The sequence below is a fragment of the Bifidobacterium sp. UTCIF-39 genome, assembly GCF_006408715.1.
Taxonomy (GTDB): domain Bacteria; phylum Actinomycetota; class Actinomycetes; order Actinomycetales; family Bifidobacteriaceae; genus Galliscardovia; species Galliscardovia tissieri.
Genome location: NZ_JEOG01000034.1, coordinates 1 through 18,854 on the forward strand (window position 1 = coordinate 1; position 18,854 = coordinate 18,854).

Sequence of the window (18,854 nt, forward strand, 5' to 3'; positions counted from 1 at the left end):
ATTCCCCTCTCTTCATGACATGGTTATACCCAGACCGGCGTGCAGAGCCCGCACGGAGACCCCGCAGAGACCTGCGGGACCCACATTCGACCACATTCGTTGATTGTGCTGGACTTTTCGACACCTACGCCGATATCGTCGGCGGCATGAGAACGAACAGCAAACTCAACAGGCTCCTCAGCGAGGCGGAAGCCAACAGACTCTGCATCTGGAGCACCAGTGACACGCAACGCCGCATGCTGCATCGACGGGAAGCCGCCGGAGAACTCGTCCGCGTCGGAATACGGTGCTTCGCACGTGCGGAATACTGGCAACAGCTGCCGCACATCGAACAATTCCGACACCACATCCGCACACTGGCAAGGATCCATCCCCATTGGATCTTCGGCGGACCGACTGCGGCGGTCATGCACGGCATCTGTGATTCGATACGTCAGATGAAGGAAATACATAGAGTCATGCCGGCCAACGCCATGGTCCGCAGCAACCACATCATGAACAATCATTACATCCGATCCGACGAACACGTCATAGTGGACGACGTACGCGTGACCGCACTCGGCAGAACGATGTTCGACTGCGCTCGCTGGCTGACGTTTCCCGACGCGCTGCCAATAATCGAATCGGCATTGCGACAGCGAATCATCACACTGGACGAATTGCATCGCATATTCCGCAGCGAAGAGGGACGCAGTCGCCGACGCGCTCTGCATGCACTGCAGTACGCGTCCGGCAGGACCGAGAACGGCGGCGAGGCATACGCGTTGGCCGTAATGATCGAGGAGGGATTCACACCACCGCAGTTACAGGTGGCAATGCCATGCGTCAACGAAAACGGGAATCCTGATCGCGTCGATTTCTTCTGGCGGACGGGCGACGGGCGGTCCATCGTCGCCGAACTCGACGGGCGGATCAAATATCGCGACGAAACGATGTACCGCAACGGCAGTCTGCCCGACACGATCATCGCTGAGAAGGAACGGGAGGAACGTATTCGTATGACAGTGACCTCAATGGTGAGGTTCTCGTTCGTCGAGGCGTATCGACGGACCGATCTTGTACGGAAACTTGAGTGGGCGGGTGTACCCCGCGCCGTGGATTCCGTTTCCGCGGTCATCGTTTGACACGATTGGTAACGGAACCGTTGACCCCAACAGCCCGGCCGTCGATGATAAGAATGGCGGTGGCACAGGTCGGGGCAGATAAATACAAGTCAGGCACAAGTACGGATCCAGATTGGAAGTCGGGCCTTCAGGACACACCCCTCATCGCCGGAACGGGGCCGCCGGCCTATATGATTATTCCGCACGACCGGCACACCCCTCATCACATGGAACGGGGTGGACCGGAATCGGGCATTCGTCGTAGGGTTGGAATGTGACACAATCCCATGCTTCGAACATCAAGCCGATCACCGAACGCGACGCCAACGTGCTCTACCAGCACGGCACGCTCGCGCAACTCGTCCCCGGACTGCTGGAGGGCACCACCACGATCGGCGAGCTGCTCACCCACGGCGATACCGGCATCGGTACCGGTGAAGGGTTGGACGGCGAGCTGATCATCCTCGACGGCGTGGCCTATAAGGTAGGGCAAAGCGGCAAAGCGGAGATCGTACCCGACGATTTCACATTGCCGTTCGCCAGCGTGCATCGTGCCGCGTTCCAATACCAGTGCGAGCGGTCCGATATCGGCCTGGAGGAGCTCAACAAGAAGATCGTGGCGGCCAATGGCAGGGCGAACACGTTCTTCTCCGTGATTGTGCGCGGCACATTCAGTTTCATCAAGACGCGTGCCGTGATCAAGCAGCAGGCCCCCTACCCCACGTTGGAGCAGGTGGCCGATCAGCAGGCCATGTTCCTCGGGCACGATGTGAGGGGCACCATGCTCGGGTACTTTTCGCCGCTCATGTTCAATGGCGCGGCCGTAGCCGGCTTCCACGAGCATTTCCTGTCCGACGACCATTCGATCGGCGGTCATGTGCTTGATGCCGTGCTCGAGCGCGGTGAAATCCTCAGTCAGGTGTTCGATACGCTGGTGCAGCATCTGCCGGTGGATGATCCGGATTATCGCAGCCATGATTTTTCGAACGATCCGATCGCCGCGGCACTGGCCAAGGCCGAACGGGAACCGCGGCGCGAGGATGTGAATTAGGCGTTCCCAGCAGTCCCGGCACGGTTGACACGACGATATTCCGACGGCGTCATGCCGGTTTCCTGCAGGAATCGACGGTTGAAATTCGACAGATTCGTATATCCACATTGTATGGGGATGGCCGCGATCGGATCGTTGCCGGCAACCAGAAGACGACATCATACGGTTTTCTAACGGCAGAGATATGTTCCATGCTAGCTGCATAACCACGACGGCACTGATACTTTTTGCATGATGATTGCAGAAACATGTTTCACGTGAAACAGTTCAGTAAGCGTGTTTTTCGACGCCTCAGACCACACCGTCGATGACGCAAATAGATCGACGTCCCGCCCCTGTTTCAACAGAGCAGGGATAACGGGACGTCGTATTCAGTGAAACCAGGCGATCAACCATCGCGCAGGACCACAACAATGCCATGACAAAGTCACGACAAGGTCATCGCCTTACATGGTCTTCGTCAGCGCGACGAGCGCAATGCCGACGACCACGAATACCAGACCGACGGATATGGAAATCTTCTCCTTGCGCGTCTTGCGTTCATGCAGGAACACCATGCCGCCGATCGTGGAGATGATGAGTCCCATCTGCGACATCGGGAAGCTGATGGCCACACCGAGTCGACTGTTGGAGATCATGAGGATGAGATTGCCGATGGCCCACAGCACACCTGGAATCACGAGTAGAAGGGTCCGCTTGGAGCGCTTGCCCGGCTCGCGGATGCCGATGGCAAGACCACCGACGAACATACCCACCGCCTGCGGGAGCATCGCGTCGAACGAATTGATCGAAAACAGCTGGATGACCGCGACATAGGCGATGAAGCCCAACGAGGATATGGTGATGACCGTCAGTCCGGTGATCATATTGTTCGCACGGCTATCGTCGCTGACAGTGCCGTCGGCACCACGCCGTTCCACATATGACGTGAACACCACACCGACGATGAACAGTGCGATCGCGATGAATCCAACTGTCTTCGCCTCAGCGGACGCCCAGTCGCCGAGGAAGAGCACGCCAACAAGACTGGTGCCGATCAGCTGCTCGCCGGTGGAGATCGGCATGGTGCTGGACACACCGATCTCCTTGAATCCGCAGATCTGCCCGTAGTTGCCGATGGACCAGAAAATGCCCGACAGGAAGCTGATCAGCACTGTGAGCGGTGTGTAATGGTGCGGCACAAAGGGAAAGGCCGCCAGAGCGAATGCGAGACATCCGATGGTGACGCCAAATGTCTGATGTCGTGACGTTCCGCCGATCACCGGCAGAATCAGCGCGTAGATGCCCCATACCAACGAGGGCGTTGCGGCCAGAGCAAGATCCATGGTTCGGTTCCCATTCCCTGATTTTGATCGTTCCAATAATGCTTCAGGACGATTATAGAACCAGCACTGCATACGTTTGCAGACTGGTGAGAACAGTATCCGGCATATGGTCGTTCCGCACACGACACGCAACACACGACGCGCAGCCCACGACGACACACGACACATGACACACGAAAAGCAAAAAAGTCTCTTGGAATCATTGATTCCAAGAGACCTTCAATGATGCGAATGCTGCTTGAACGCTGACTGTTCAGCCGAGGACTTCTTCGGCGGTCAGCTTCAATCAGCCGCGTCAACAGCCTCTTTCACGCCGAAGGATCGCTCGGCGTGGAAGGCTGGGACTCAGTCGCGCTGGGAGGCTTCCTCGACGGCCCTGAGACCTTCGCGCTCAACGCGCTTGGCGTGGCCCTCGGCCTGGGAGACGCCATAGTAGGCGGCGATGGCGATGTCCTTCATGTCCTCGATCATCGGGATGCGCGGGTTGGCCGGGGTGCACTGGTCCTCGTAGGCGCGCATGCCGATCTGCTCGAGCACGCTCCAGAAGTACTCTTCGTCAACGCCGGCCGCCTTGAAGGAACGATCCATGCCCAGCTTGTTGTCGCGGTAGTCCTCGACGGCGCGGGCCAGGTTCTCGACGCCCTCCTCCGGAGTGCGGCCAGGATCGATGCCAAGGTTCTTGGCGATCTCCTGATAGCGCTGCGGAGCCACGTACTTGTTGTACTTCGGCCAGCTGGTCGGCTCGTCCGGGATCTGGCCGTTGTAGCGGATCACGTACGGCAGCAGGATGGAGTTGGTGCGACCGTGGGCGATGTGGCACAGCGCGCCGATGGTGTGCGCCATACCGTGGCACATACCGAGGAACGCGGAGCCGAACGCCATGCCGGCCATGGTGGCGGCGTTGTGCATCTTCTCCTGGGCCAGCGGGTTGGACGCACCTTCCTTCACGGAGGTCTCCAGGTTGTCCCAGATCAGCTTGGCGGCGTGCAGGGCCATGCCGTCGGTGAAGTCGTTGGCGTACACGGAGACGTAGGCCTCGAAGGAGTGGGTCAGGGCGTCGAAGCCGGAATCGGAGGCCAGCTTGCGCGGCTGGGTGCGGGCGAGCACCGGATCGACGATGGCCACGGACGGAGTCAGCGCGTAATCGGTGATCGGGTACTTGTAGCCGGTCTTGTGATCGGTGATCACAGCGAACGGCGTGACCTCGGAGCCAGTTCCGGAGGAGGTCGGGATGCACACCAGACGGGCCTTCTTGCCAAGCTCGGGCAGCTTGAATGCGCGCTTACGGATATCGAAGAACTTCTCGCGGATATCGGAGAACTCGATTTCCGGGTGCTCGTACAGCAGCCACATGATCTTGGCGGCATCCATCGGGGAACCACCGCCGATGGCGATGATGGTGTCGGGCTGGAACTCGTCACGCATCATGGCGGCACCACGCTCGACGGTGTCGACGGAGGGCTCCGGCTCGACGTAGTCGATGATGCGGTAATCGACGTGGTTCGGACGCAGACGCAGCTGCTGGATGGCCTTCTCCACCACGCCGAGGTCGAGCATGACCTTGTCGCAGACGATGACGACGCGGTTCACGTCGCCCATGTCGCGCAGGTACTTGATCGCATTCGGCTCGAAGTAGGTCTTGGCCGGGATCTTGAACCACTGCATGTTGTTGTTCCTCCGAGCGACACGCTTGATGTTGATGAGGTTGACGGCCTGGACGTTGCCGGAGACGGAGTTGCCGCCGTAGGAGCCGCAGCCGAGGGTCAGCGACGGGGCGATGGCGTTGTAGATGTCGCCGATGCCACCGAGGGAGCTCGGGGAGTTCCAGATGATGCGGCAGGCGTGCATGCGGTTGCCGTACTCGTTGACCAGATCCTGATCGTTGGTGTGGATCGCCGCAGTGTGGCCTGCGCCGTGCTGCAGCATCTTCTCGCACATCTCGAAGGCGTCTTCCTTGTTGTCGGAACGCAGGAAGGCCTGGACCGGAGCGAGCTTCTCCATGGTCAGCGGCTCCATCTCGCCGACTTCCTTGCACTCGGCGGCGAGGATGGTGGCGTCCTCCGGGATCTCGAATCCGGCGGCGTGGGCGATGAACTGCGGAGACTTGCCCGGGACCACGGAGTTGAGCTTGGTCTTCTGGCCCTCGTACTCGTAGGCGGTGACGCCGAACATGTACTTCTCCAGCTTGGCCTTCTCCTCGGCGTTGACGAAGTAGGCCTTGCGGCGCTTCATCTCGGCGAGCAGCGGCTCGTACACGGACTTGTCGGCGATCACGGCCTGCTCGGTGGCGCAGATCATGCCGTAGTCGAAGTGCTTGGACAGCACCAGATCGTTGGCGGTGCGCACGATGTCGGCATCCGGTGCCACGTAGGCGGGAGCGTTGCCGGCACCCACGCCGAGGGCGGGCTTGCCGGAGGTGTAGGCTGCCTTGACCATGCCGGGACCACCGGTGGCGAGGATGGTGGCGATGCCGGGGTGCTTCATAAGCGCGCCGGTCGCGTCGATGGACGGGTGCTCGATCCACTGGATGCAGTCCTCGGGGGCGCCGGCCGCGATGGCGGCGTCACGCACGATGCGGGCGGCTTCCACGGAGCTCTTCTGTGCGCCGGGGTGGAAACCGAAGACGATCGGGCAGCGGGTCTTCAGCGCGATGAGGGACTTGAAGATGGCGGTGGAGGTGGGGTTGGTGACCGGGGTGACGCCGGCAACCACGCCGACGGGCTCGGCGATCTCGGTGATGCCTTCGACGTCGTCCTCGCGAATGATGCCGACGGTGCGCTGGCGGGCGAGGTGGTTGGTGACGTGCTCACAGGCGAAGATGTTCTTGGTGGCCTTGTCTTCCACCAGACCACGGCCGGTCTCCTCAACCGCCAGCTTGGCAAGCACGAGGTGCTTGTTCAGCGCTGCGATGGAGGCCTTGGCCACGATGCGGTCAACCTGCTTCTGGTCGAGCTGCTCGAATTTGTCGAGAGCGACCAGCGCCTTCTTGACAAGGGTGTCGACCTCCTGCTCGGCAGGGGTCATGTCAGAGACCTGGGATGCGACGGGAGCGGCTTCCGCCTTCTTGGATGCGACCACGTGTCCTCCTTGATCGGGTATCCAAAACTTCATGCTTGATGCAGGCACGCGGCCGGATCAATGGCCGGGTGCGATGTGTGTACCGACCCGAAAAAGGGCGCAAAAAACTACAAAACTGATGTTCGTTTTGCGGACGTTTTCGGATTACATCACAACCGAAGATGTGATGTACCTCACGATAACATCTCCGATCACAACACGCCAACCAGAACGGCAAAGTTTTACAAAAGTATTTTCAAAAAGTGATGCAGTCACCATGACCATTACATAAAATCGTCGAAATTTCAACGATTTAAAACCAACAATCCGCTATCGCCCGTAGGACATTCAACAACTGACACCCGCGTGTCGTCCCGTAATCCCGTATCGTGATCGAAACGAGGATAATTGAAGTATGGAAAAGACATCTTTGCATCGGTATGCCACACGACCAGGCATGTTCCTTACGGATGAGGGAGGAGCAGACGCCGTGGTCTGGTCCGACACCGCCGACCAGGTGTGGCTCAGCGTGATCGAGTCCCTGGATCAGCCGAGTGACTTCTACGACGTCGCCACCGAACTGCCCAAGAATTCGACCATGCCGTTCCACGAACAGATCCGACAGTTCCCCGTCTGCTCACGCATCCTCGAAAAACAGTACTGCCGTGAAACACTCTTCCGTATGAAGGGCCCCAACTACGGCATGTGGTACGTGCATCTGCCTAAAGCACGACCCGGTATGCGATACGGATATCGCGCGGACGGCACCTGGGCCCCCAAGCGCGGCGTGCAGTTCAACCCCTACAAGTTCCTGCTCGACCCCTACGCCAAAGGCATCGAAGGAAGCCTTGACATCGGCCCCGAAATCTTCCCCTACAAATGCACCGTGACCAACGGCCACGTCGACGGCGCCTACGACGGCGCGATGAGCACGCTCGACTCGCTCGGCCATATGCCCTACTCCGTGGTCATCGACGACCGCGACATCCACAAGCACGAGGGCGATCCCGAGCATCCGCACGTGCCGTGGAGCAAAACCGTGGTCTACGAATTGCACGTCAAGGGCTTCACCAAGAACGCCCCCTGGCTGGACAAGGAACTGCGCGGCACCTACGCCGGACTCGCCCACCCCACCACCATCGCCTATCTGCAGAACCTCGGCATCACCTCGGTGGAACTGCTGCCCATCTTCGCCAAGCAGACCGAGATCGGGCTCGCCGAACGCGGGGTCGTCAACTACTGGGGATACTCAACGCTCGGCTACTTCTCGCCGGAACCGTCGTACGCCACCGAGACCGCACAACGCAAAGGTGCCGCGGCCGTACGCCAGGAGGTCATCGACATGGTCCGTGCGCTGCACGCCGGCGGCATCGAGGTCATTCTCGACGTGGTGTACAACCACACATGCGAGGGCGCGTTGGACGGCCCATCCCTCAGCTGGCGCGGACTGGACGCCGTCAGCTACTACTGCCGCAGAGGCGACAACCCGGGCATGCTCGTCGATACCACCGGCTGCGGCAACACGCTCGACTTCACCAACACCCGCGTGATCAACTATGCGGTGGATTCACTGCGCTACTGGGCCAAGCGCATCGGCGTGGACGGATTCCGATTCGACCTCGGCGCCTCGCTGGCACGACTCGAAGGCACGTTCAGTCGCCATCATCCCTTCCTGTACGCACTGCGCAGCGACCCGATCCTCGGCAATCTCAAGATGATCATGGAGCCGTGGGACATTGGCGAGGGCGGCTGGAGAACCGGACAGTTCGGCGTACCGTTCGCCGAATGGAACGATCATTTCCGCGATTCCACCCGCCGGTTCTGGCTCACCGACGTCGACAGCCTCTCCCGCGGGCACAGCAACAGCATCGGCATGCAGGAGATGGCCACGCGACTGTGCGGCTCCGCCGATCTCTTCGCCACCGAGCCCGGGCGCGGCGCGATCGCATCGATCAACTTCGTCTCCTGCCACGACGGATTCACCGTCACCGATCTCACCCGATACTCGACCAAGCACAACGAGGCGAACGGCGAGGACAACCGCGACGGTTCCAACGTGAACCATTCCGTGAACTTCGGCGTGGAAGGCCCCAGCGACGATCCTGAAATCGATGCCAAACGAGAGCGCGCGGCCATGAACATGATCGCCACCGTGCTGATGAGTCTGGGAACGCCCATGCTGCTTGCCGGCGACGAATTCCGCAACACCCAGTACGGCAACAACAACGCCTACTGTCAAGACAGCAACATCGGCTGGCTCGACTGGGATTGGCTGTATTCCACCAAGCGCACCCCACAGCTCAAACGCCTTGAGCTCACACACGACCTGATCGCGCTCCGCAAATCCATCGATCAGTACCATCACGAGGAGTTCTTCACCAGACTTTCCATGCTCGGTCTGCCCAAACCGTCAAGTCATGTGAAATGGTTCCTGCCCGACGGCACCACACCGATGGAACACGACTGGTTCAATAATGCGCAACGCAGCTTCACCATGCGTCTGGTCTCCGATGAAGTGCCGGACGTGGCCATCGTGGTCAACGGCATCGACGAAGAAACCGAATTCACACTGCCGCCGGACTGCGAGTGGCGCATGATGTGGAGTTCCGGAGAAGTGGATGGAACGTCACCGATCCATCTCAGCGAGAACGATGGCGTCGACGAGGCGTTCGATCAGTACTCGGCCCGTGCGCGCAAGGCGACGAACGAGGAGAACGACATCGTCACATGGACACAGACCGTGCCTACAGGAAGCATCCAGAGGTTGGTGCAGCAACGCAACAAGCCAGCGGATGGAGGCCATGACCAGTTCGATCAGAGCGATCAACAGGGACGAGATCACGATATCAACGAACGGATGCGCGAAACCGGACGACAGTCGCAGCGTACGACCGGCAATGAATCGTATAGCGACAGCACGGGCAACGGCAACAGCACGGGCGACGATCAGCGCGAGAATGATCCTTGGCTGGTCACCGGATTATCGATCAGCATGTTCCAGCAGATCGGCAATGGCAATCGGGAAATCATCAGCTGGTCTCGAAGCAGATTCGACTGACGACCGACCGCGACCTTAAACGTCGCAATCACCAGTAACGCAAATACAGAAAACCCCTGTACTCCATACGGAATACAGGGGTTTTCCATTGCTGTGCGCCATGCGACCACACCAGTGCGGCCACACAGGCAATTCCGCAAGCTTTAGCGCTTGGAGAACTGCGGGGCGCGACGAGCCTTGTGCAGACCGGCCTTCTTGCGTTCCACCGCACGGGCGTCACGGGTCAAGAAGCCAGCCTTCTTCAGAGCGGCGCGGTTGGCGTCGCGATCGATGGCGTTCAGAGCGCGAGCCACGCCGAGGCGGATGGCGCCGGCCTGACCGGTGATGCCACCACCGTCAACGAGGACGATCACGTCGAACTTGCCCTCGAGCTTCAGCAGCACGATCGGAGAGTTCACCTCACGCTGCTGGATCTTGCCGGGGAAGTGCTCTTCCAGCGTGCGACCGTTGATGGTCCACTTGCCGGTGCCGGGAACCAGACGCACGCGGGCGACGGCTTCCTTACGACGGCCGGTGCCGTAGCCCGGAGCGATCGTAGAAGTGCCGGTGCCAGCACCAGCGTTGGTCTCGGAAGTGTACTCAGTGAGCTCCGTCTCGGTCTCCTGGACCGCGGAAGTGTTTTCAGCCATAATCGGTTACTCCTTCTTTCGGTCCTAGATCACTTAGCCTGCTGAGAGATCTGGGAGATCTCGTACTGGACGGGCTGCTGGCCGGCGTGCGGGTGCTCCGGGCCGGTGTAGATGCGCAGACGATCGAGCTGCACCTTGGCGAGGCGGTTCTTCGGGAGCATACCCTTGACCGCGGCCTTGATCATGCGAGCCGGATCCTTCTCGAGCAGCTCACCGTAGGAATCGGAGCGCAGGCCACCCGGGAAACCGGAGTGCATGTACAGGTTCTTGCCCAGCTTGTTGCCGGACAGGGCGATCTTCTCGGCGTTGACGATGACAACGAAGTTGCCGCCGTCGGCGTGAGGAGCATACGTCGGCTTGTTCTTGCCGCGCAGCAGGTTGGCGACGGTGGTCGCGAGACGGCCGAGCACCACGTCAGTGGCGTCGATGACGTACCACTCGTGAGTCAGATCGTTAGCCTTCGGAGTGAAAGTTTTCACGATATACCTTTTCTGTCTATTGTGTTCCGGGCAATCGTGGACTGGTCAGATCCGTCATGCCTCATTATCCGTGGGCTCCCTGAAAGTCCTAATGGCGAGTGGGACAGCGCTTTGAAGGACCCCTGGGAAACACAACAATCAATTAGCATACCGCGTTTTTCGAGTTCGTCAAAATCGTATTGACCTCACGACACGCCGGTGATTTCGGTGTAAAGCCGCTCCAGACGGGACTGTCTGACTGCCTTGTCGAGTTCGCATTCCCACACCACGATCACCCGCCACCCCATGGCCTCGAGTTCGGCGTGCTGACGTCGGTCGCGTTCACGATTTCGGGTGAGCTTGGCGGTCCAGAACTCCACGTTCGATTTGGGCATCGTATGTTTGGAACAACCGTCATGCATATGCCAGAAACAGCCGTTGACGAACACGACGGTATGCCATTTTGGCAGTACGACATCCGGATGACCGGGATATCGTCGATCGTTCTTGCGGAATCGCAGGCCGCGGGAGAACAGATATCGGCGGACCATCACCTCGATCGAGGTGTCCTTGCCGCGGATGTGCGACATCGTATAGCTGCGGGTGCCGCGTTCGTATTTCTCGGTTCCGCCCCGTACGGACGAAGGCGGTGCCCCGGCCTTCGCGGCCTTGCGGGTCACCGCCTTCGTCGATCGAACAGGACGATTGGGCGCGGAGCTCACTTCTCGCCGCGCATCACAGCCGCAAGGGACTGCACACGCGCGTTGGAGAACAGATCCTCCACGCTCACCACATGACCGTCGCCATCGGCAAGCGGGATACGCCAGTTCGGGTATTCGTTGTTCGTGCCAGGCTGGTTCTGTGTGCGCTTCTCCCCCACGCCGTCCGTGACGGTGGCGCACAGCAGCTTCGACGGGGATGCACACAGGGCGCGATGCATGCCTTCGATCAGGTCCTGCTCGTGCTCGGCCTCGTTGTTCAGCCATCCACGCTTGATAAAGCCACCATCGGCGAGCATGGAGAGCAAGGCGTCGTGCTCGCGCTTGGCATCGGCCATGAACTCCTCTTCGCTGCCGGCGAGCAGATGGAGCTGATTGCGCAGCTTCACGTGCTCGTAGGTGAGGTAGCCGGCGGTCGGCGGGATGTCGTGCGTGGTCACCGAGGCGAGGGTAAGCGGACGCCAGTCCTGCGGACGACGGAACTTGCCGTCACGCTGCTCGAACCATTCGATGGCGCAACCCAGCAGACCGTGCTCGGCCAGCGAATGCGCCATATACTCGGGCACCACGCCAAGATCCTCACCTACCACGACGCCATGCGCACGCGTGGCTTCAAGGGCCAGAATACCCAGCATGACCGCGGAGTCGTAGTACACGTAGGTGCCCTGCTTGGCGCTACGGCCTTCGGGGATCCACCACAGGCGGAACAGACCGATGGCATGGTCAATGCGCACGCCACCGGCATGGGCGAACATGCCGGCCACGATATCGCGATAGGCCTTGTAGCCGGTGGCTGCCAGATAGTTCGGGTTAAGCGGCGGCTGGCTCCAGTTCTGTCCCTGCTGGTTGTAGAAGTCCGGCGGCGCGCCCACGGTGGCACCATACGCGAATCGCTCCGGATTCCACCACACGTCGGAACCGTACGGGTGCACGCCAACGGCCATGTCGCTCATCAGGCCGATCGTCATATTCGCATCGTAGGCGGTCTGCTGTGCATCGGCCAGCTGCTCATCCGCGATCCACTCCAGCCAGCGGTAGAAGTCCAGCGTATCGGGGTACTGGCTACGCAGCTGGGCGACCTCGTCCGAGTTCCGGTTGAAGCTCTTGATCCACGATCCGGGCTCGCCGGTGGGCGCGCCCCACTTGTCGTAGGCCAGACACCAGGTGGCGTATCCTTCAAGATCCTCGCCGGCCTTGGCCTTGTATGCATCGAACTCCTGCTGACGCTCCGGAGTGCGACCGGCCTTGAAAATCGTCCACAGTGCCGGCATCTTGGCGTTCCACATGGCGTCGCGGTCGATCTTATCGGCGTTCTGGTTCAGCTCCGCAACGGTCTCGTGCAGACGGTCGATCTCGGCCTTGGCCTCGTTGGACAGTTCCGCGTATTCGGGCACGCTCTGCGGGTTGATGTATGTGAAATTGACGAACCTGCGCGAGATCGGCAGATACGGGGACGGCGTCAGCGGCGTGCACGGCTCGCCGGCATGCACCGGGTTGATGAGCATGAAGTCGGCACCGGTCTTCTCCTTGGAGTCACGCAGCATGGTCTTGAGGTCGGCGAAATCACCCACACCCCACGAATTGCGCGAGCGCACGGAATAGAACTGCGCCATCCAGCCCCACAGGTGGCCGGTCTTCATCGGATCAAGCAGTTCGATCTTCGCCGGGGCGCTGATCAGCGTGGACTCCTCGGTACGGTCGCCCACCGTGACGGTCAGCGTGTGGTAGCCGAGCGGCACATCGGCCGGGATCACCAGCGCGGAATTGACGATGAACCGATCGCCGACCGGCTGGGCTATGGCACCGTCGCCTGCCACACATTTGATCGGTTCGGGATATTCGGTGCCGTCCTCGAGCACGAGTTTGGCCGACGGCACGTCGAACACTTCGTTGTTGACCTTGACTCGGTTTTCCTGACCCGCGATGTGCAGCAACGTTGCCGGCACAAGACGGCTGTAACGCTCGGCGCTGGCCTTGCGCAGGGAGTCGAGGACGGCCTCGTTGGTCGAGGCGTCAACACCAAGACTTCGCAGCACATCGACCAGGACGTCATCGTCAATCTCGACGTATTCACCTTGCTGGCCGACGTAGAACGTGGCCACACCCTTCATCTTCGCCAACTGAATCAGCGGGCGCGACAGGCGTTCTTGGGATTCTTCTCGCTGTTCCATAGTTTCAGCTTAACCCCGAAATCGCGGTTACATCGTTTGACATTCCGTTTTTACCCGTTGGATACGGGTTTTTTACCGTCCATTGTCGTTGTTGGCGTTTCGTCGTTCCACGGCGTGCCGAACCTCTTCGGAGGGATCATCAGCCAGACGGGCGAGCGTGTCGGCGCCGGTGTTGGGATTCAGCGCCACCGCCCGACGGATCATCGACGTGAGCACGGCCGGGCCGGACATGTCATCATCCACGCCGAAGCGAGAAAGATAGTCGAGAATATCAGCGCCGTTGCGCGTGTCTTCGGCACCTTCCATACGCATCTTCCACGACGTGTTCGGATTGCGTAGCGCCACATCGCGGATCTCGTCGACGTCGTCCTTGGTCAGGCGGCCCACCAGCCAGTTCTTGTCGGCCTTGTTTCTGGCCACCGCCTCACGCACGGACGGATCGGGATCCACGCTGAGTTTGACGAGGACGTTCGGGAACGGCATGGTCTCGGCGAGGAACACACGATCCGCCACATCGGTGTGCAGATTGCCGGCAACAGCCTCAAGCAGTGCGGTGGCGCGGGAGAACGCGGCGGCATCGCCACGGTCGGGCAGTGGACGACGAGCGAACTCGCCCAGTTCGGCCGGATCGTCGGAATGACGAAGCCGTTCGTAAGTGACGGTAAGCGGCTCGTGTTCGGCGGCGTCATGAGCGTCCTGTGCCGACGTGTCCTGTGCGGACGTGTCAGGTACGGACGCATCAGACGCGGACGTGTCAGGGGCGGAAGCGCTCTGCTCGGGCTGTACTGGCTGCGGGGTTTCTTCGGTCATGGGCATCCAGCTTAGCCGCGGTCCGCGATGGGACAGTTGAAACTGCCGCGACGCTCCACCAGCACGGTGGCGTTGAACGTCTCCACCACGCGTGATTCGAATTCCCCGGCCGACGGCTGCGGCACGGAGACCATCATGGTCACGCAATCGGTGAATTCCTCGTCATCCACCGTTCCGTCCAACTGCGCGACGATCTGACGCATCATGGCCAACTGCGGATACTCCACCACGGTCTCGTACTGTGTGCACGGAATGATGTTCGCCCCCTGCGCGGCCTTCACCGCCAGCGATGCCGCCGACGAATACGCGCGGATCAGACCGCCGGAACCCAGCAGGATGCCGCCGAAATATCGGGTCACGCACACCACGCAGTCGGTCAGACCGCCCTGACGCAGCACGTCAAGAATCGGCTTGCCTGCGGTACCGCTCGGCTCGCCGTCATCACTCATCCGCTCCCCCAGACGGCCGTCGGAACCGCCCCACATGGCGGCGAACGCCACGTGACGCGCCTTGGGATGCTGGTCACGGATCGTCTGCACGAACGACAACGCCTCGTCCTGCGAATCGATGTGGCAGGCGTCGCCGATGAATTCGGATTTCTTCTCCACCAGCGAGTCGTGTGCCGGCGAATCGGGAGTATTGAGAATCGTGCGCATAGTGATGACTTTCGTTGGGGCAGATTGACGGACATCCTGAGCGGTGGATGTCGTAGGTGATGGCGTTCTGAGTGACGGTGTTCTGAGTGATGGATGCCGTGAGTATGTGAGTGACGGATTCGTGGGAGCGCTGGCTGTACGGCGTCCTCGATCGCGTACGACACAAGAGTAACGAATCGCGGGATTCTGGACTCTTAGTCGTTTAGACGATTGACGTTTAGACGATTAGACGATGTTGTACGATCCTCCGTCAAGGAATGCGACAACGGATCGGATGTTCTGATCGACGATGCCGGCGAGCGCCTTGTCGCTGCGCCACGCCACATGCGGGGTGAGTACGGTGTTGGGGCAGTCGCGCAGGGGTGCGTCGTCGGGCAGCGGTTCTGGGTCGAATACGTCGAGGCCGGCGAAGATATCGCCGTTGTTGAGTCGTCGTTCGAGTGCGCCCTGTTCGACGAGTTCGGCGCGGGCGGTGTTGAGGAAGATGGCACCTGGATGCAGCATGTCGAGGTGACGGGCGGTGATGATGCCGCGCGTGGAGTCGTTGAGTGCCAGATGCGGACTGACCACGTCGGCCTTGGCGAAGACGTCATCGATGCTGTCCGCCCGTTCGGCACCGAGTCGGTCAAGCGTTTCGGTGTCGGGGTGGCGCGCCCAGACGATCAGTTTCATACCAAGGCCGTGGGCGAGTTCGGCCACACGATGACCGATGCCGCCGAACCCGACGATTCCCATGGTCATGCCACCGATTTCGGTGATGTCGGAGCCAGGCCATCCCTGAGCTCGGGTGCGCACGTCGAGCCGTCCCGCCTTGTGGGTGATTTCGAACAGCAGCGCGATGGTGTGTTCGGCCACGGCGTTGTCGCCGTAATGTACGGCATTGCAGACCATGATGTCGAGATCGTGGGCATGGTTGACGTCGACGAAATTGGCGACGCCCGTGCCTCCGAAGGTGAGGCAACGCAACGTCGGTGCCAGCGCATCAAGCATGGCGTTGTTGAAATGAATGCCGGTGGTCATGGCAACGTTCGCATTCTCAAGACGGGCCATGATCTCGTCGAGGTCAAGCGTCATATCGGTATGCATACGGACGCGGGCCTTGGTGGCGATGACGTCGAGACCGCGTTCAAGGTAGGGGGCCATCGAGGGGAAACAGGCGGGGATCACCACCAGTGGTAGATCAGTATGCTCCATGTTCCGTTCGATGATCATTGGACCCCCTTTTCATGTGGCCGGTAACCGTTGTCAGTCTATCCACCAGGGTGTCCGATCGTTAACTGTTCGAGTGGATGGATGCGGTGGGATTGCGATGAGACGGCAACGAGACGGACGCCGGAGATGCATGTTCACGAATTGGGGTGCGCATATTAGTTGGGATGCGCTCACGAATTGGGTGGCATACCGGGGATGTCATGAACCACGTTGCGATCACGGTACCGTACGCGTGATGTCGTGATTTCGGGTATCATGCCAAACGGCTTTTCACAACTGAACGACACGCCCACGGAATGCCGTTTTTGAGAAATGTCCATGACGCAGGAAAAAACGGCATGTTCATTTCACTCAACAATGTGAGCAATAACATCCGCATGGTGACGGCAAACCCATTCGAACTCACAATGTGAGACTTCGTTCACTTATGTTCTGTTGGCGCGATACGCCGACTACCCACCCCTGTCCTCCCATCACAACGTCCACATAGCGGCACAAAAAAGCGATATTGTGAGATGCGGAGATGGCGGACAACGGCGTACCTCCATCCCCGCTCACTTGTTGATCGGGGTCGGTTCACGCCAACGTCGTCATATGCGCTGCTATATCGGCAACCAAACGACCGATTTCCCAGCCGCGCGCGTCCAAGGCATCTTCGACAATCAGCGGACGACCAATCCTTGAAATCCAGCTCCCCGTCGTATCCAGCTTCCAACCACGTCAATCGTCGAATATGTCAGGTCGGAGGATTCCTCAGTCATATAGACATGCCGAATTTCGCAAAATCCACAACCCGTGATACAGTATTGATCTGTTGCGCTCAGGCGAGCGCGACGGAGTGATGCCTGAGTGGCCGAAAGGGGCACCCTGCTAAGGTGTTAACTGCGCAAGCGGTTCGGGGGTTCGAATCCCCCTCACTCCGCCATCAAGGGATTCGCGGTTGCTTGCGGATCCCTTTTTTCATGCCATTTCGGCAGTATTCCGGCTTATAGGCCAAAATGTGTGTCTGGTGGTCTAGTCGTTGGATGGCCAGTCGACCCGGGTGCGGAACTCGTTCCAGTCGATGCCGGTGCCGTAGCATGGGGATGCCGAACGTCTCGTATCGGCCCTGCGGGCAGCGATATCAATAACCGCAAAGTGAGCCTTGCTGATGCCGCGTGGCAGAGAATGGGATTCGGAGGCGAAAATGCATTGCGTGCCATTTGGGTTGGCAGAGAATGCTGTACATAGTGATATTTACATTCCCTGCCACGGAAAATAGCGGGAATATCGACGATTCATAGTGAAATCGGTCGGAAGCAGCTACAATCTGGCACGAAAATACGCTTTACGTATCACGATTCCGTGGCAGAGAACGCATGATCACAGCAGATATTCATTCCGTGCCACGACGATCTGGCACACTACGCCGATTCCAACGGAAAACACATTCCATACCACGCTTCCTTGGCAGAGAATGGGAACTCGCACGCCACAGCAATTCCCTGCCACAAGGCCTGGCAGAGAACACAAATCCAAGCCCCACACCCATTCCCTGCCACGAGAATTAGCGGGGCGGAACGACAATCGGGACGCTTCAGGGGGCGGTACAACAGCGTCTCCCGTCTGCCCGGAAACCGCCCACACGCTCACACGGCCCACTTCCAATCGAACACACACTTCCAATTGAATATACACATCCCTCGCACACATCACATGCACGCCACCAAGCAGTAACCGTCGCCCCCCCCCAACCGTCTCTCACACTCGTCGAAACATACCACCGGAGTAACTCACGCACCTTCCCTTCCCTCACAACCATCCTTTGCACTCAATGGGAGTGTCTCGGGGACTGTCTCTTTAAGTGTGTAGGGAGTGTCTCGATAAGTGTGTAACTGGTCTTGGTCGCATGCGTGCGTCGGATACGCACTGAATCGGGTTTCCCACTGCGGGTTCGTCCCGGATGTCCGTCGGATACGCAGTGAAGCACGCCCCTCGGTGCGGGTTTGTCGTATATGGATGCCGAACCCGCACTGAAGCGTGTCCCCTAGTGCGGGTTCGTCACAAACGTGCGTCGAACAAGCACTGAAGCGTGTTCCTGGCTGCGGGTTCGTCACAAACGTGCGTCGAACAAGCACCGAGCCGTGTCCCCGGTGCTTGTTCGACGTCTCTGTGCGTCATATGTGCATCGGGGCGTGCGTCCGATGCTTGTTCGTCACAAGCGCGCGTCGGATACGCACCGAGGCGGGAACCGTCTTTCTCCATGTCGTCGCCGCCGCTTCGATCGGCGCGGCTCTCAGCGGGAGCCCCTTTCCGCCGACCTCGCGACCGGCAGCCAAGACCGGTTACACAACTACCAAAACACTCCCCGCTCAATGAGCAACACCATCAGGAATCAGAGACTGTCTCTTTAGGTGTGAAATCTGGTCCTGATCGCCGGTGCGCAACAGAAGTGCCTGGGAGTGTCTCCGTTAGATGCGTAACTGGTCCTGACTACCGGTCCGCGAGGGTGACGGAGGCTGGCGGAGGGTGACGGAGGCTGGCGGGGGTGGCGGAGGGTGGTCGTGATGAATACCGAGAGACACTGAAAAACAACAGTTCCGACATGTAAAGAGACAGTCCAGAC

Annotated in this window: 14 protein-coding genes and 1 tRNA gene; 4 read left to right on the forward strand and 11 right to left on the reverse strand. The window is 59.8% G+C overall.

Annotation, left to right across the window (positions count from 1 at the left end; all coding sequences use genetic code 11):
* Window positions 1-23: 23 nt before the first annotated feature.
* Window positions 24-665: a hypothetical protein gene (locus tag EP30_RS10430; RefSeq protein ID WP_140558545.1), complete on the reverse strand. Its 642-nt coding sequence runs from the start codon at window positions 663-665 to the stop codon at window positions 24-26.
* Window positions 666-764: 99 nt separating this feature from the next.
* On the opposite strand from EP30_RS10430, the gene EP30_RS10435 reads away from it, so the two are divergent.
* Both EP30_RS10435 and budA read left to right on the forward strand, forming a co-directional pair.
* Entirely contained in the window at window positions 765-1,124 is a 360-nt protein-coding gene (locus EP30_RS10435; protein ID WP_140558547.1) for a hypothetical protein, read from the forward strand.
* 253 nt (window positions 1,125-1,377) lie between these two features.
* Window positions 1,378-2,154: an acetolactate decarboxylase gene (gene budA, locus EP30_RS10440; RefSeq protein WP_140558549.1), complete on the forward strand. Its 777-nt coding sequence runs from the start codon at window positions 1,378-1,380 to the stop codon at window positions 2,152-2,154.
* Here budA and EP30_RS10445 read toward each other — a convergent pair.
* The 3 genes from EP30_RS10445 to adhE form a co-directional block, all read right to left on the reverse strand.
* Window positions 2,151-2,303 (reverse strand): AraC family transcriptional regulator, encoded by a 153-nt coding sequence (locus EP30_RS10445; RefSeq protein WP_140558565.1) that lies wholly within the window; start codon window positions 2,301-2,303, stop codon window positions 2,151-2,153. The genes budA and EP30_RS10445 overlap by 4 nt on opposite strands.
* Window positions 2,304-2,600: 297 nt before the next feature.
* Window positions 2,601-3,479, reverse strand: a complete 879-nt coding sequence (locus EP30_RS10450) for a GRP family sugar transporter (RefSeq protein WP_140558551.1) — start codon at window positions 3,477-3,479, stop codon at window positions 2,601-2,603.
* A 345-nt stretch (window positions 3,480-3,824) separates the two neighbouring features.
* Complete coding sequence (gene adhE, locus EP30_RS10455) at window positions 3,825-6,557, reverse strand: bifunctional acetaldehyde-CoA/alcohol dehydrogenase (protein ID WP_223848126.1); 2,733 nt, start codon at window positions 6,555-6,557, stop codon at window positions 3,825-3,827.
* 394 nt (window positions 6,558-6,951) lie between these two features.
* Between adhE and glgX the strand changes: the two genes are divergently transcribed.
* Window positions 6,952-9,594 carry a glycogen debranching protein GlgX gene (gene glgX / locus EP30_RS10460; RefSeq protein WP_140558553.1) on the forward strand — a complete coding sequence of 881 codons (2,643 nt, stop codon included), beginning with the start codon at window positions 6,952-6,954 and terminating at the stop codon, window positions 9,592-9,594.
* Window positions 9,595-9,737: 143 nt separating this feature from the next.
* Here glgX and rpsI read toward each other — a convergent pair whose 3' ends face one another.
* From rpsI to EP30_RS10495, 7 genes are all read right to left on the reverse strand, one after another.
* Entirely contained in the window at window positions 9,738-10,223 is a 486-nt protein-coding gene (rpsI, locus tag EP30_RS10465; RefSeq protein ID WP_094662379.1) for a 30S ribosomal protein S9, read from the reverse strand.
* Between the two features lie 29 nt (window positions 10,224-10,252).
* Complete coding sequence (gene rplM / locus EP30_RS10470) at window positions 10,253-10,702, reverse strand: 50S ribosomal protein L13 (protein WP_094662377.1); 450 nt, start codon at window positions 10,700-10,702, stop codon at window positions 10,253-10,255.
* 185 nt (window positions 10,703-10,887) lie between these two features.
* A complete protein-coding gene (locus tag EP30_RS10475; protein ID WP_258185485.1) occupies window positions 10,888-11,361 on the reverse strand; it encodes a very short patch repair endonuclease in 474 nt (157 codons plus the stop codon).
* Between the two features lie 38 nt (window positions 11,362-11,399).
* Window positions 11,400-13,571, reverse strand: a complete 2,172-nt coding sequence (gene malQ / locus EP30_RS10480; RefSeq protein ID WP_140558557.1) for a 4-alpha-glucanotransferase — start codon at window positions 13,569-13,571, stop codon at window positions 11,400-11,402.
* 72 nt (window positions 13,572-13,643) lie between these two features.
* Window positions 13,644-14,381: an AbrB family transcriptional regulator gene (locus EP30_RS10485; RefSeq protein ID WP_140558559.1), complete on the reverse strand. Its 738-nt coding sequence runs from the start codon at window positions 14,379-14,381 to the stop codon at window positions 13,644-13,646.
* Between the two features lie 11 nt (window positions 14,382-14,392).
* Entirely contained in the window at window positions 14,393-15,037 is a 645-nt protein-coding gene (locus EP30_RS10490; RefSeq protein WP_140558561.1) for a YigZ family protein, read from the reverse strand.
* Window positions 15,038-15,262: 225 nt separating this feature from the next.
* A complete protein-coding gene (locus EP30_RS10495; RefSeq protein WP_140558563.1) occupies window positions 15,263-16,249 on the reverse strand; it encodes an NAD(P)-dependent oxidoreductase in 987 nt (328 codons plus the stop codon).
* Between the two features lie 835 nt (window positions 16,250-17,084).
* On the opposite strand from EP30_RS10495, the gene EP30_RS10505 reads away from it, so the two are divergent.
* Window positions 17,085-17,174, forward strand: a tRNA-Ser gene (locus tag EP30_RS10505).
* The last annotated feature ends 1,680 nt before the right edge of the window (window positions 17,175-18,854 follow it).